The organism is Actinomadura sp. KC345 (genome assembly GCF_004348515.1).
Taxonomy (GTDB): domain Bacteria; phylum Actinomycetota; class Actinomycetes; order Streptosporangiales; family Streptosporangiaceae; genus Spirillospora.
The window spans coordinates 1-14588 of sequence record NZ_SMKH01000204.1 but is presented as its reverse complement, the minus strand read 5'-3'; the positions used below and the strand labels follow the sequence as shown (position 1 = coordinate 14588).

The 14588-nt window shown below is 72.6% G+C and carries 14 protein-coding genes; 10 read left to right on the top strand and 4 right to left on the bottom strand.

Translation table 11 applies throughout. From position 1 onward, the window contains the following. Positions 1-181: 181 nt before the first annotated feature. A complete protein-coding gene (locus tag E1281_RS27495; protein ID WP_131882616.1) occupies positions 182-1588 on the top strand; it encodes a GntP family permease in 1407 nt (468 codons plus the stop codon). An 11-nt stretch (positions 1589-1599) separates the two neighbouring features. On the opposite strand, the gene E1281_RS27490 is transcribed toward E1281_RS27495, so the two are convergent. Beyond that, positions 1600-2307 (bottom strand): FCD domain-containing protein, encoded by a 708-nt coding sequence (locus tag E1281_RS27490; RefSeq protein WP_131882615.1) that lies wholly within the window; start codon positions 2305-2307, stop codon positions 1600-1602. A gap of 39 nt (positions 2308-2346) precedes the next feature. Here E1281_RS27490 and E1281_RS27485 point away from each other — a divergent pair, with 39 nt between their 5' ends. The 9 genes from E1281_RS27485 to E1281_RS27445 all read left to right on the top strand — a co-directional run bounded on the left by E1281_RS27485 (position 2347) and on the right by E1281_RS27445 (position 11626). After that, entirely contained in the window at positions 2347-2877 is a 531-nt protein-coding gene (locus tag E1281_RS27485) for a gluconokinase (protein WP_131882614.1), read from the top strand. 88 nt (positions 2878-2965) lie between these two features. Then, positions 2966-3265 carry an MFS transporter gene (locus E1281_RS27480; RefSeq protein ID WP_131882613.1) on the top strand — a complete coding sequence of 100 codons (300 nt, stop codon included), beginning with the start codon at positions 2966-2968 and terminating at the stop codon, positions 3263-3265. 53 nt (positions 3266-3318) lie between these two features. Beyond that, entirely contained in the window at positions 3319-4044 is a 726-nt protein-coding gene (locus E1281_RS27475; RefSeq protein ID WP_131882612.1) for a TetR/AcrR family transcriptional regulator, read from the top strand. A gap of 155 nt (positions 4045-4199) precedes the next feature. Continuing rightward, positions 4200-6080 carry an AfsR/SARP family transcriptional regulator gene (locus E1281_RS27470; RefSeq protein ID WP_207943525.1) on the top strand — a complete coding sequence of 627 codons (1881 nt, stop codon included), beginning with the start codon at positions 4200-4202 and terminating at the stop codon, positions 6078-6080. A gap of 167 nt (positions 6081-6247) precedes the next feature. Beyond that, positions 6248-7432: a serine hydrolase domain-containing protein gene (locus tag E1281_RS27465; RefSeq protein WP_131882611.1), complete on the top strand. Its 1185-nt coding sequence runs from the start codon at positions 6248-6250 to the stop codon at positions 7430-7432. Between the two features lie 86 nt (positions 7433-7518). Continuing rightward, positions 7519-9405, top strand: a complete 1887-nt coding sequence (locus E1281_RS27460) for a cutinase family protein (RefSeq protein WP_131882610.1) — start codon at positions 7519-7521, stop codon at positions 9403-9405. Between the two features lie 190 nt (positions 9406-9595). After that, on the top strand, positions 9596-10171 hold the full coding sequence (locus E1281_RS27455; protein ID WP_131882609.1) for a hypothetical protein: 576 nt from the start codon (positions 9596-9598) through the stop codon (positions 10169-10171). 59 nt (positions 10172-10230) lie between these two features. Beyond that, a complete protein-coding gene (locus E1281_RS27450) occupies positions 10231-11070 on the top strand; it encodes an alpha/beta hydrolase (protein WP_131882608.1) in 840 nt (279 codons plus the stop codon). After that, the gene (locus tag E1281_RS27445) at positions 11063-11626 is read left to right on the top strand and encodes a TetR-like C-terminal domain-containing protein (RefSeq protein ID WP_207943524.1); all 564 of its coding nucleotides are present in this window, start codon (positions 11063-11065) and stop codon (positions 11624-11626) included. The genes E1281_RS27450 and E1281_RS27445 overlap by 8 nt, the downstream gene beginning before the upstream one ends. A 3-nt stretch (positions 11627-11629) precedes the next feature. On the opposite strand, the gene E1281_RS27440 is transcribed toward E1281_RS27445, so the two are convergent. The 3 genes from E1281_RS27440 to E1281_RS27430 form a co-directional block, all read right to left on the bottom strand. Next, positions 11630-12058 (bottom strand): carboxymuconolactone decarboxylase family protein, encoded by a 429-nt coding sequence (locus tag E1281_RS27440; RefSeq protein ID WP_131882607.1) that lies wholly within the window; start codon positions 12056-12058, stop codon positions 11630-11632. Beyond that, positions 12055-13719: a class I adenylate-forming enzyme family protein gene (locus tag E1281_RS27435; protein ID WP_131882606.1), complete on the bottom strand. Its 1665-nt coding sequence runs from the start codon at positions 13717-13719 to the stop codon at positions 12055-12057. The genes E1281_RS27440 and E1281_RS27435 overlap by 4 nt, the downstream gene beginning before the upstream one ends. Next, the coding region (locus E1281_RS27430; RefSeq protein ID WP_207943523.1) for a CoA transferase at positions 13716-14588 on the bottom strand (873 nt) is incomplete at its 5' end. The genes E1281_RS27435 and E1281_RS27430, both read right to left, overlap by 4 nt.

Here is a 14588-nt window from a genome sequence, read left to right as displayed (position 1 = left end):
GCCCCCGCGGCCTCCGCATCGATCCCCCACACCTGCTCTCACAACGCACCCGTCTCCCGGATGCCCCGAAGCCGGACGGAAAAGCGTGGGCGAGAGGACTTGTAAAAGGTATTACCTTTGCTGCAAGGTGTGCGTACGCGCCCGAGACCGGCTGGGCGGCGGGAAGCATCGGAGTTGCCCCGTGGAAGCGATCGAACCCCAGTTCGGCACCGTCACACTGCTGCTGATCGCGGCCGGCGCCGTGGCGGTGCTGCTGTTCCTGATCATGAAGGTGAAGCTGCACGCCTTCGTATCCCTGGTCCTGGTGAGCGTGCTCACGGCCGTCGTCGTCGGGTTCGAGCCCGGCGACATCCCCGACGTGCTGATGTTCGGGTTCGCCGACACCATCGGCGGGGTGGCCCTGCTGGTCGCGTTCGGCGTCATGCTCGGGCGGCTGCTGGAGGTGACCGGGGGCGCGCAGACGCTCGCGGACACGCTCATCGGCCGGTTCGGCGAGAAACGGGCCCCGTTCGCGCTGGGCGTCGCGTCCCTGCTGTTCGGGTTCCCGATCTTCTTCGACGCCGGGCTCGTCGTCTTCGTGCCGATCATCCTCACCGTGGCGCGGCGCTTCGGCGGGTCCGTGCTCTACTACGCGCTGCCCGCGGCGGGCGCGTTCGCCGCGATGCACGCGGTCGTCCCGCCGCACCCCGGTCCCGTCGCCGCGGCGAACCTGATCGGCGCCAACGTCGGGCTCACGCTGCTCGTCGGCATCCCGATCGCGGTGGTGGCCTGGTACGTCGGCGTCATGCTGGTCTCCCGGTTCCTCGCCGCCAGGATCGACGTGCCGGTGTCCGACGTGATCTTCGGCGAGGTGCAGGACGGCACGGAACGGAACGGCGAGAAGGACGGGGAGACGACCTGGCGGGCGCCGTCCTTCGTCACGGTCCTCCTGCTCCTGCTCATCCCCCTGGTGCTGATCTCCTTCAACACCGTGCTCACGACGCTGGTCGAGAGCGGCGTGCTCGCCGAGGACCAGGACTGGGTCGACTTCCTGAGCCTGCTCGGCATCACCCCGGTGGCCCTGATGATCACGGTCATCGCCGCGATCCTCGTGCTCGGCCGTCCCAACGCCTCGATGGCGACCGTCACCAAGATCGTCGACCAGGCCCTCGGCCCGGTGTGCTCGATCATCCTGATCACCGGCGCGGGCGGCATGTTCGGCGGGGTCCTGGAGCTCAGCGGCATCGGCGACGCGCTGAGCGGCAGCCTGTCCGACCTCGGCATCTCGCTGATCCTCCAGGCGTTCATCATCGCGACCCTGCTGCGCGTCGCGCAGGGCTCGGCCACCGTCGCGCTGACCACGACCGGCGGGCTGATCGCCGGCGCGGTCGGCGACGCGAACCTCGGCGACTTCAAGCTGACCCTCCTCGTCGTCGCCATCGCGGCGGGCGCCACCGTGCTCTCGCACGTCAACGACTCCGGGTTCTGGCTGGTGAGCCGGCTGTTCGGGATGGACGAGAAGACCACGCTGAAGACCTGGACCGTCATGGAGACGACGCTCGGGCTGTCGGTGTTCGCGATCGCGTCGCTGCTGTGGCTGGTCGCCTGAGCCCCCTCGGTTCAGGAGGCCGGGGCGCTGCTCCCGTCCAGCTGGCCCATCTCGTCGGTGACCTCGACGCAGATGGCCGTCATCGCGGCCCTGGCGACCTCGGACTCGCGGCCGGCGACGGCCTCGGCGACCACGAGGTGGAGTCGGCGCGCCTCGGGCTTGGGCTGCGGCGGCATCAGGTGGTGGAGCGTGCGCCCGCGCAGCACCTCCTCCACGACGTAGGCGAGGCCGGCGAACATCACGTTGCCCGAGGCTTCGAGCAGGAGCCGGTGGTAGGCGATGTCGTGTTCGAGGAACGTGGCCAGGTCGCCGGCCTCGCCCGCGGCCTCCATCACCGCCCCGAGCTCGACGATCCGGTCCCGCTGGCGGCCGTCCGCGTGCCGGGCGGCCAGCGCGGCGGCGGGCGGTTCGATCGCGGTGCGCAGCTGCGAGAGCTGGTGCAGCTGCGTGCCGCGCTCCGGCCCGTCGAGCCGCCACCTGATCACGGTGCGGTCGTAGAAGTCCCACTCGTCCTTCGGCAGCACCGTGACGCCGGTCCGCCGCCGGCTGGCGACCAGCCGCATCGACGCGAGCGCCTGCACCGCGTCCCGGGCGACCGTCCGCGAGACGCCGAACTCCTGCTGCACCCACTCCAGGTTGACCTTCGACCCCGGCGCGAGGGATCCCGAGATGATCAACGGCCCCAGCTTGCCGAGGACCTCCTCGTGCAGCGTCGACATGCCCGCCAGCGTACCCACGGACGGAGCGGCCCCTTGATCATGAGTGTCCACATCGTGGTGATGGGGGTGGCGGGCAGCGGCAAGAGCACGGTCGCGCGGCACCTCCGGGACCGGTTCGGGCCGGCGATGGCCGAGGCCGACGACTTCCACCCGCCCCCGAACATCGCGAAGATGTCCGGCGGCGAGCCGCTGACCGACGGCGACCGGTGGCCGTGGCTGGAGGCGCTCGCCCGCTGGACGGCCGAGCGGCGGGCCACCAGGACGTCCACCGTCCTCGCCTGTTCCGCCCTCAAGCGGTCCTACCGCGACGTGCTGCGCCGCCCGGCGCCGGACACCTATTTCCTCCACCTGCACGGCGCCGAGGAGCTGCTGCACCGGCGGATGCGCGACCGCGACCACTTCATGCCGCCCGCGCTGCTGCGTTCCCAGTTCGAGACCCTGGAGGTTCTCCAGCCGGACGAGCACGGCGCCACATTGGACGTGGCGCCGCCCGTGGACGAGCTGGTCCGCCAGGCCGTGCGCCTCGTCCAGCCCCTCATCCCGCCCGGACCCGGCACGTCCCAGGCCTGAGCCTCGCCTCGCCGCACGGCGGTTGCGGGAATTTGTCAGCGTGTCTACTTTATTAAGTGGACACGCTGACAAGTTCTTGGGGGCGGCGATGAGCACGGAGGACTCCGGCACGCGGAACCGCTGGTGGCTGGTCGCCGCCACGGGACTGGCGGTCTTCATGGCGCAACTGGACGTGACCATCGTCAACGTCGCGCTGCCCACCATCGAGCACGACTTCGGCACGAGCACGAGCCTCACCGAATGGGTCGTCCTCGGGTACGTGCTGCCGCTGATCGCGCTCAGCCTGCCCGGCGGCCGCCGGCTGGACCGGGTGGGACCTGAACGTCCCGGCGGGCGCGCTGGTGCTCGCCACGCGCTGACCCGTGCCGCGATCGCCGGATCGGGGTAAAGATCATGGTCGCCCGGCTGCCGCTCCGGCCGCCGACGAGGTATAACAATGTCATGTCCAGGACGGAACCGGAGGCGCGCGAGAAGCTGGTCGAGGCCGGGCTACGACTGCTCGAGGAGCAGGGCCCGGAGGCGCTGAACGCCCGCAGGCTCGCCGCGGAGATCGGCGCGTCCACCATGGCGGTGTACACGCACTTCGGCGGGATGGCCGGGGTGTACGAGGCGCTCGGCCGGGAGGCGTTCGCGCGTTTCGAGCGCCATCTGCGGCTCCCCGACACCGACGACCCGGTGGCCGACCTGCTGGCTCTCGGGCTCGCCTACCGGGAGTACGCGCTCGCCAGTCCCGAGCGGTACCGGCTGATGTTCGGACTCGCTCCGCAGGGGTCCCTCCCGTCGTTCGGGCACGATCTCACCACCGAGGGCACGCCGACCACGGTGACCGAGATGAACGACGCCTTCGCGCTGCTGCCACGGCTGGTGCGGCGCGCCATGGACGCCGGGCGGATCCGCGAGGACGACCCGGTCCTCGTGGCCGGGCAGTTCTGGTGCATGGTCCACGGCTACGTGCTGCTGGAGACCATAGGGATGTTCGGCCAGGAGGGGCGCGGCGTCCTGCACATCCTGGGCCCGCAAGCGATCAACCTGCTGGTCGGCCTCGGGGACGACCGCCGGGCCGCCGAACGCTCCGCCGGGCTCCCGCCGCAGGACCTCGGGACGGCCAAGGCCGCCGCGGAGGAGCCGGCGCCCCGGCGCGGGCGGCGCCCGCGCTCCACGCAGTGACGGGCTGACGCCGAAACGTTCCGAACCGTTCACCGCTTTCGCGCATCACATTGTTATAGCGTGCAATCACAACGTTATGCCCGGTCCGCGCGAGCCTCCCCTCGGCGCGCGGACGACCCCGCTCAGCAGTTCAAGAGATCGGTCTGATGATGGCGATGACCTCGGACACGATGCCGGCCCCGGCCCCCCGCCCGCTCGACTTCACCGTGCTGGGCCCGCTCCGCGCCTGGCGCGACGGGACCCGGCTCGACCTCGGCCCCATCCGGCAGCAGGCGCTGCTCGCGGCGCTCCTGCTGCGCCCGGACATGACCGTCAGCGGGCGGGAACTGCTCGACGGCGTCTGGGGCGCCGAACCGCCGGGCTCGGGCAGCAAGATCGTGCCGGTGTACGTCCACCGCCTGCGCCGCCGCCTGGGGGCGGTCGACGACTGCCCCCGCGAGTCGGTGATCGCCCGCGAACGGGGCGGCTACCGCTTCGTCAGCCGCGAGAGCACGCTCGACCTGACGCGGCTCGACCAGATCGCGGACGAGGCGGCCGCGGCGAAGATAACCGGAGACCTGACGGCCGCGGTGAGCGCCTGCCAGCGCGCCCTGGAGCTGTTCCAGGGCGAACCGCTGGCCGGGCTCCCCGGGCCGTTCGCGGAGGCCGAACGCCTGCGGCTGGAGGAGCGAAGGCTGACCCTCCTGCAGGAGAAGGTCGAATGCCAGTTCCAGCTCGGCCGGCCCGTGGACGCCATCGGCGAACTGCACGCCCAGATCGCCAAGCACGCGCACAGCGAGACCCTCACCGCACTGCTGATGCGCGCGCTCTACGGGAGCGGGCGGCAGGCCGACGCGCTGACCGCGTACTCGCAGCTCCGCCACCGGCTGGTGGAGGACCTGGGGGTCGAACCCGGCGAGCGGCTGCGGAGCGTGCATCAGGCGGTGCTGCGCGGCGACGACGCGGCACTGGGCCTCATCCCCCGCGGCGAGCCCCGCGCCGGGGAACGTTCCCAGACGCGGTCCACGCGGCACGTCCCCGACGAGCTTCCGGCCGGCGTCGGGGACCTCGTCGGCAGGCAGGAGGAACTGGACCTGCTCACCTGCGGCGACCCCGCGGTGTCGGCGGTGGACGGAGTCGCCGGCGCGGGCAAGACCGCCCTGGCCGTGCGCGCCGCGCGGCAGCTGTGCCACCGGTACCCGGACGGCTGCCTGTTCGTCGACCTGCACGGGCACAGCGAACACCGGGAGGCGCTGCCCCCGGAGCGCGTGCTGCGACGGCTGCTGCGGGCGATCGGCGCCGCGCACGCCTTCGACGACCTGGACGAGCTGGTCGCGTTCTGGCGGAGCGCGACCGCCGGGCTGCGCCTGCTGCTGGTCCTCGACAACGCCTCCGGCGCCGACCAGGTGCGGCCGCTGCTCCCCGCCGGGGCGGACAGCCGGGTCCTGGTGACCAGCCGCCACCGGCTGGTCGGGCTGGACGTGGACCGCCGGATCTCGCTGGGGCCGCTCACCCGGCAGGCGGCGGAGGAGCTGCTCACCCGGATCGTGGGCGCCGAGCGCGCCGCCCGGGAGCCGGACGCCATGGGCGAACTGGCTCGCCTGTGCGACCGGCTGCCCCTGGCGCTGTGCATCGCGGGCGCGCGGATCCAGAGCCGCCCGGCCTGGGCGATCGGGCACCTGGTGCGGCGGATGGCCGACGACGAGCGCCGCCTGGCCGAGCTCACGGCGGAGGACCGCAGCGTGGAGGCGGCGTTCCGGCTCTCCTACGCCCGGCTTCCGGCCGCCGAGCGGCACGCGTTCCGGGCGCTGGGCACCACGCCGGCCGGGCAGGCCGGCCACCGGGCGCTGGCGGCCACCCTCGGCTGGGCCGCGCACCGGGCCGAGCAGGCGCTGGAGAACCTGGTGGACGCGAGCCTCGTCCAGCAGCCGTCCGTCCACCGGTACCGGCTGCAGGGCCTCCTCGCCCTGTTCGCCCGGCGGCTCGCCGCGGAGGAGCACCAGGTCCCGGGCCGGGAAGGTCCGGTCACCGTCGGAACGGCACCCGCGCTCCTTTAACGCCGTTCGATACCGCCTGGCGTCGGCGGCCGTTCTCAGGCATGTCCAGGCACCGGTTATCCACCCGAGACGAATGCGGAAGCCCGTGATATTCGGGTGTCATCCTAATTTCAACGGGTCTCGCTAGCCTCGCCTCCAAGATCGCGTAAATCCCCTGGAGACCCGAAATGCGAAGTCGGAAGTTCTTTGTCCGAACCGGTGCGGTGCTCGTGGCCGCGGCCGCCACCGCGACCGCGGTGGTGGTGACGGTCCAAGAGCAGGAGGCCGCGGTCGCCCCGGCGAGCGCGACCGCCGGGGCGGACCTCAGCGGGCCGGCCGGGGCCCTCCTCCAAGAGCGCGTGAACAAGGTCCGGACCGACCACAAGCTGCCCGGCATGATCGGCATGGTCCGCAGCGGTGACTCGTACCGCTACGCCTCCACCGGCTGGAACGATCAGTTCCGCCGCATTCCGGCCGACCCCAAGTCGCAGTTCCGCATCTTCAGCAACACCAAGGCGTTCACGGCCACGGTGCTCCTGCAGTTGGAGGCCGAGGGCAAGCTGTCGATGAACGACACCGTCGACCGGTGGCTGCCCGGCCTGGTCAACGCCGGCGGCAACGACGGCAAGCAGATCACCATCCGGCAGTTGCTCAACCACAGCAGCGGGCTCCCCGACTACATCAACGACATCCCCACCTCGCTGGAATACGTCGCCGACCTCAACCCGTACCGGAAGCTGGACCCGCGCCACCTGGTGAAGATAGCCATGTCCAAGGGGCAGATAGGGCCGCCCGGCGCCCAGTACTTCTACTCCAACGCCAACTACCACCTGGCCGGCCTGATCATCCAGGCGGCGACGGGACGGCACCCGTCGGCCGAGGTGACCGACCGGATCATCAAGCCGCTCGGACTCAGCAACACCACCTACCCCGAGTCCGACCCCAAGCTGTACGGGAACTGGATGCACGGCTACTTCCTGAGCCTCCGGGACATCTCGTTCTCGAACGTCACATACCTCGGCCCGGGTGGCGCCATCGTGTCCACGCAGGACGACCTGGCCAACTTCACCCGCGCGCTCGCGACCGGGAAGCTGCTTCCGCCCGCGCAGCAGAAGCAGATGATGACGCCCTTCTCGGCCGAGAAGGCAGCCGGGCTCGGCGTGATGCTCAAGCCGACCCGCTGCGGCCCCGCGCTGTGGCACAACGGTGCCGGGCTCGGCTACTTCAGCCAGTGGTTCACCAGCCCGGACGGCAAGCACCAGTCGGTCGTCGCCACCAACAGCTACAACTTCGTGCCCGAATTGTCCAAGGGTACGACGGAGGCCACCTTCAAGGCCGCCGAGGACGGGTTCTGCGCGCTGAAGGGCCAGTGACGAAACCCTGAGGCCATTCCGCCCCTGAGGGGGCGCCTTTACGCCCCCCGACCGGGGCGTACTTCACCCCTGAAAGGAATTCGCAAGTGAGTTCAGGCTCGCATGCCAGAAAATCGGTGATCCAGCGCTACCGCAGACCGGCCACCGTGATCGCGGTGGCCGGAGCGGTCGCCGCCGCCGCGGCGGTGCCGCTGCTGAACTCGGACAACTCGGCCACCGCGGCCCGGGCGTCCGAGGCCATGGCCTGCACCCCGATCAAGTTGATCGTCGTGCCGGGCACCTGGGAGACCACGTCCAACGCCGACCCGAACACGCCGGTCGGCATGCTCCGCGGCGTCACCGAACCGCTGGAGCAGCGGTTCGGCGACCGGATCTCCTCCTACTGGGTCGGCTACCACGCCACCGCGTTCGACCAGGGCAAGACCTACGCCGACTCCAAGCAGACCGGCATCGACGCGGCGAACAAGGCGATGACCGATATCGCCCGTGCCTGCCCCGGAACGCGGTTCGTCGGGCTCGGCTTCAGCCAGGGCGCCCACGTCAACGGCGACGTCGCGGCGGCGATCGGAGCCGGGAAGGGCGCCGTCCCGGCCGGCTCGTACATCGCGGGCGGGAGCGTGGCCGACCCGGCCAGGGGCACCAAGGGCGAGGTGAACCTCGGTGACCCGATGCCCGGGACCAAGGGCATCGCCGGGCCGCGGCCGCAGGGGTTCGGCTCGCTGTCCGGCAAGGTCGCGAACGTCTGCCTCAAGGGCGACCTGTACTGCGCCCTGCCTGAGGAGAACAAGCTCTCCTCCACGCTCGGCACCGTGCTGGGCCAGGTCGGCCTCGCCAACATGCACCAGTCGGCGCAGAACGAGCTCGCCACCGACCTCGGCAAGGTCAACGGCAAGCCGGCCGACCTGTCCACCGTGCCCACCGGCGTGAAGACGCTGGCCGGGCAGGCGCGCGGCAAGGACTCCGCCGCCGCGGCCCGTACCGCGGGCGAGCTGGCCGCGCTCGTCGGCCCGCTGCAGGCGCTCACCCGCGCGGTCGCCAACCCCATGCTGGTGAACTCCCTGCTCCAGGCCCCGCCCGGTTCGCAGAACCACACCGCGGGCCAGGTGCTGCAGGCGCTGAACAACACCGACCTCGTGGGGCTCGCCACCGACCTGGACGGCGTGATCGCCGCCGCGAAGGCCGGGAACACGGCCGGGCTGGCGCAGGCGGCGCTCGCCGCCGCCGCCAAGGCCGCGCCGCTGACCGGGCTGCCCGCCGCCGAGGTGGCCAAGGTCACCAAGGTCATCCAGGGGCTCCAGCCGGTCGCGCTGCTCGCCCAGGCGAGCAACATCATCGGCGGCATCAGCAAGATCGACTACCAGGGGATCCAGCGCGCCGCGAAGGCCCTGCCCGCGTACGTCCAGAAGGGCGACGCGCGAGGCGTGTACCGCTCCCTGGTCGCGATCGAGGACAAGCTGCTGCCGCTGGCCAAGACGGCCAACCGCGTCGACCTCACCCCGCTCGCCGCGCTGCTGTCGATGTGGCCGCCCGGCTCCCCGGAGCGGGCCGTCGGGGAGGCCCTGGTCATCCTCGACCGGGTCGACTGGGTCCGGATCACCCGCAACCTGCGTACCATCCAGGACAAGCTCGACAACTTCGACCCGAAGCGGAAGGTGACCATCGACCCGGCCAACCCGGCCAAGTCGCTGAACGACTTCTACGGCGTCGACCTGCTCTCCATGGCCCCCCAGATCGCCGACCTGGCCGAGCACGGCCTGGGCGTCGCCGGGGTTCCGCTGCCGAAGGGCACCCTCAACCAGCTCCTGAAGACCCAGCTGTCGCCCGCTCATCTGATCAACGAGGGCCTCGACGCCGCCGTCTTCTACGGCACGCGGCGGCACGAGCAGTACGGCACCGCCCCCGTCGACCAGAGCGGACGCTCCGCACTGATCGTCCTCGAGAACTGGCTCGCCCAGCGCATCGAAGCCGCCTGACCTCCAAGGCGCATACCGTCCGTGCCTCCACCGGATCCTGGATCCGGTGGAGGCACGGACTTTCGCTTGTGCGGTGAGCGTGGGGATCCCTCTGACGGGTGAGGCGGTTCGCCTTCGTTGGGGATCCTCCGGGGTCAGCGGAATCGCGATGGTTGAGGGGTCTGCACCCCCTGTCATCACGGAGGACGCGATGTCCATCACACGCTCCCTTCCCGCCACCGCGGAAGGTTCCAAGATCCCGGGCAGCACGGGCGCTCCTCGCTGGGCGGTCTGGTGTGCCTGGGCGACCGTCCTGTGCACGGTGCCGTCCGGCATCTGGCGGATGGCTCTGGGCTTCGGCGCCGATGTCGGGTTCACCGGTCGCCTCGGCGAGATGTACACGGGCATCGACATCATGGTGTACGTGCTGGCCTTGACGGTCGGTTCACAGGCGGCGGCGTTCCTGACCCTGGGCCTGGTCCGGCCATGGGGGGAGACGGTGCCGCGGTGGATTCCGCGCCTCGGCGGCCGGCGGGTCCCGCCACTCGCGGCGATCGTCCCGGCCGTCCTCGGCGGCGTCGCGGTCTCGGGCCTCTGCCTGTTTCTCGCGGTGACTCCGGACGGGCCCCTGGCACACCCCGAGTTCCCGCACGGCACCGCGGGCGTGGTCATGAACATCTCCTACGCGCCCCTCCTGCTGTGGGGCCCGCTGGTCCTGATCCTCACCGCGCACTACGCCCGGCGCCGTGCCCACCGCCCTGCCCACCGCCCGGATCCTCGTCGTTGACAGGATCAGCTAATTGGGTTAGCTTCTAGCTAATGCCATTAGCCATCCGGGAGGACGCCATGACCGAGTACCTGGCCGTCGACGGCGGCACGATCGCTTACGAGGTGGCGGGGACCGGTCCGCTGGTCGTCCTCGCGCACGGCATGGGCGACAGCCGTGCCGCCTACCGCGCCGTGTCCGAGCGGCTGGTGGCGGCGGGCCACCGGGTCGCCGCGGTGGACCTGCGCGGCTGCGGCGAGTCCAGCACCGGCTGGACGGACTGGAGCCGCACCGCCATCGCCGGTGACCTGCTCGCCGTGCTCCGCCACCTGGGCGGCGGCCCGGCCGTGCTCGTCGGCCATTCGATCGCCGGCGGCGCGGCCACCATCGCCGCGGCACGGGAGCCGTCGCTGGTCAGCGCGGTCGTCGAGCTGGCGCCGTTCACCCGCAAGCAGTCGGTCCGCCTCGGCGATCTGCGGGTGAAGCGCTACCGGCAGGGCATGCTGCGGCTCCTCGGGGCGAACCTGCTCGGCAGCGTGCGGCTCTGGCGCTCGTACCTCGACGTCGCCTACCCCGGCGCGAAGCCGGCCCACTGGGACGAGCGGCTCCGCCGCATCGAGTCCCTGGTGCGCGAGCCGGGCCGGATGAAGGCCCTGAAGGGGATGGGCCGGACCGCCCCCACCGACGCCGGCGCGCGACTCGGCGACGTCCGCTGCCCGGTCCTGGTCGTGATGGGCACGCTCGACCCCGACTGGGCCGACCCGCACGCGGAGGGGTCGGCGATCGTCGATGCCCTGCCGTCCGGGCTCGGGCGTCTTGAGATGATCGAGGGCGCGGGGCACTACCCGCACGACCAGTTCCCCGACCAGGTGGTTTCGCTGATGCTCCCCTTCCTCCGAGAGAACGCCGCTCGTGCCTAGGGCCGGCCTGGACCCGGCGGCCGTGGTCGCGGCCGGCGCCGCCCTGGCCGACGAGGTCGGCCTGCCCAACCTGACGATGGGCCTGCTGGCCGAGCGGGTGGGCGTCCGCACCCCGTCGCTGTACAAGCACGTGGGCGGCCAGGAGGACCTCAACCGGCGCATCGCGGTGCTGGCGCTGCACGAGGCCGCCGATGCCGTGGGCGGCGCGGTCCAGGGGTACGCGGGCCGCGACGCCCTGCGGGCCGCGGCGCGGGCCTTCCGCGCCTTCGTCCTGGAGCATCCCGGACGGTACGCCGCGACGATCGGCGTGGAGCCGTCCGGCCCGGACGATCCGCTGACCGCCGCGGGCGGGCGGTTGCTCGGCGCGTTCACGGCGGTCCTGCGCGGCTACGAGATCGGAGAGTCCGACGTGGACCACGCCCTGCGCACGCTCCGCAGCCTCTGCCACGGCTTCGCCACGCTGCAGGCGGCCGACGGCTTCCAGTGGAGCGCCGACGTCGACGAGAGCTTCGAATGGCTGATCACCTTCGCCGACCGGGGCCTCCGCTCCCGCTGAGCGTCAGGGGAACGCGGCGATGCTCACCCGGTTCCAGGCGTTGATGGCGGCGATCGTCCACAGGAGATGGGCCAGGGCGGTCTCGTCGAAGTGCTCGCGGGCGGCGGCGAAGACGGCGTCGGGGACGCCCGCCGGGCCGATCGAGGTCATGGCCTCGGCCAGGCCCAGGGCGGCCCGCTCGGCGCCGGTGAACCGCGGGCTCTCGCGCCAGGACGCGAGCGCGTCCAGCCGGCGCTCGTCCTCTCCCGCCTCCACCGCCGCCCGCGTGTGCGCCGACAGGCAGAACGCGCAGCCGTTGATCCGGGAGACGCGGACGCGGACGAGTTCGGCGAGGAGAGGATCGAGGTCCGCGCTCGCGGCCCTGTCGAGGCCGGCCATCGCGGCGTGGACGTCCGGCGCGGCCGCGTGAAGGTCGATGCGGAACGCGCTCATCGTCGCTCCTGGCCGGGGTGGCCCGCGCCGTCCGCCGTGACGGCGGCCTCGGCGGCGGCGCGGGTGAGGGCGGAGACGTCGACCTTGCCGGTGGGGCCGAGCGGCAGTTCGGGCAGCATCAGGAAGCGTTCGGGCAGGCCGCGCCTGTCCAGGCCGCGTTCCAGCAGGTACGCGATCAGCTCGGCGGGGGACGGCGGCGGGGCCCCGGGGCGCGGTGCCAGGCAGGCGCACATGCGTTCGCCCAGGTCCCGGTCGCTCACCGGGACGCAGTGCGCGTCGGCGACGCCGGGGTGGCCGAGGAGCGCACGCTCCACCTCGGCCGGGGAGATCCCGATACCGCCGCGGATCACGATGCGTTTGAGCCGGTCGAGCACCCACAGCGTGCCGTCGGCGTCCAGCCGGCCGAGATCGCCGGTGCGCACCCAGCCGCCCGGGGCCCGGTACCGGGCGTCCAGGTCCGGCGCCGCGACGTAGCACAACGGGGTCATCGGTCCCAGCGCCCAGATCTCCCCCGCCTGACCGGGAGGCAGCGGCCGTCCTTCCGGGTCGCGGATGCCGATCCGCGCCACATCGGGATCGGGGACGCCGGCCAGCCCGGGTTCCCATCGGGACGGGTCGCGGCCGGTGTGGCAGTTGACCCCGTCGCTGGACCCGTAGATGTTGACCGGCGGCATGCCGAACCGGCGGACGCAGGCGTCGTGGACGTGCCGGTGCACCGGGCCCGCGCTGGAGACGACGGCGTGGAGCGAGGACACGTCCGCGCCCGTGCCGCACTCGCCCATCCGCCACAGCATGGTCGGCACACCGAAGAGGTGGGTGGGACGGTGCCGCTCGACGGCGTCGAGCGCGGCGGCGGCGCCGAAGCGCGGGAGCAGCACCAGCGTCCCGCCGTGCCGCGCGACGATCACCGATGTCGCCAGCGACCCGTACGACGACGCGAGCGAGACCAGCACCAGGGCCCGCATCGGCTCCGGGCCGCGTCTCAGGGCGGCGACGTAGTTGCCGCGCCCGCCCGCCATCGCGTTGTGGGAGTAGGCCACCATCTTCGGCTCCGACTCCGAGCCCGAGGAGACCAGGATGCGGGCCGGTGCCTCCGGGTCGACGCCCTCGGGACGCCAGGCCCGCTCCTCCCCGCCGAGGGCCTCGTCCAGGGAGCGGATCCCCCCGGACGGCGGCGTGCCCGGCGTCCACACGTGGAGGCCGGGGTGCCCCTCGGCCGCCGCGGCCGTCTCCGGGGCGGTGATGAGCGCGGCGGCGCGTGACCGGCCGAGGAGGCTCGCGATGTCGCGCGGCCGGTGCGTGTGGGGAATCGGCAGGGCCACCGCGCCGATCGCCGCGATCGCCAGCTCGGCGACGACGGCGTCGCGCCCGTTCGGCAGCAGGACGGCGATGATGTCGGCGGACCCCCGCCCGGCGGCCCGCAACGCGGCGGCCGCCCGCCGGACACGGTCGTCGAGCGCCGCGTAGTCGAGCGCGCCCGCCTCGTCGATGACCGCCTCGCGCGCGGGTGCGGCGCGGACGTGGTCGCGGAACAGCGCGTAGAGGTCCCGGCCGGGACACAGCCCGGCGGCGGTCCAGGCCGCGCGCGTCTCCGCGGGAACCCGGTCGGCGATGGCGACTCCGTTGGCTGATCTCCATGGGGAGGCGGTGGCGGTTCTCATGCGTCCTCTCTTCGATGCGGGGGCTGGGGAGTGAACGTCCACGGGCTGCGGCTGTAGGCGGCTCCGGCGCCGGTTTCGAAGAGTCTCTCGTAGACGGGGTCGGCGACCATCGCGGCGAGGTCCGTGACGACGGGCGCGGTCGGCGCCGTCGCTCCGGCCCTGTGGTCGGTGTGCGGGTGGTCGGTGTGCGGGTGGTCGGTGCGCGGGTGGTCGGTGTGCGCGCCGAGCAGGAGGCGGGCGGCGTCGACGAGCCCGGTCTCGACGCGGACACCGGTGCCGCCGCGGGCGCGGGCGAGCAGGCCCGCGACCGTCCCCTCGGCGCCGATGAGGGCGCCGAGCACGTCGGTGATCGTCATCAGCGTCGGCGCCGGGGCCTGCCCGTCCGCCGCCAGCGCCGCCGCGACTCCCGTGTACGCCTGGACGAGATAGTCGGTGCCCATGGGCTGGGGCGCGGGGTGGACGTCGGCCCAGCCTCCGGCGTGCGCGTAGACGAGGCCCGGCCGGACGGCCGCCAGGTCGCCGGCGTCCAGCTCGAACAGGCTCGCCCGGCCGGGCGGCCAGTTCTGGAGGAAGACGTCCGACGACGCGAGGAGCCGGAGCGCTGCCTCCCGCCCCGCGCCCGTCTTCAGGTCGGCCTCGACGGCGCCCTTGCCCCGGTTCAGTGCGAGGAAGCGGGCGGAGCAGTCGCCCGCCAGGGGCGGGACGCCGCGCATCGGGTCGCCGCCGGGAGGCTCCAGGCGGACGATCTCGGCGCCGAGCAGGTGGAGCAGGTGCCCGGCGAGCGGCCCCTGGACGCGGTTGGTGGACTCGACGACCCGCACCCCGGCGAGCGGGGTATCACCGCTCGGGGCGCACGGCACGGCGGCGGG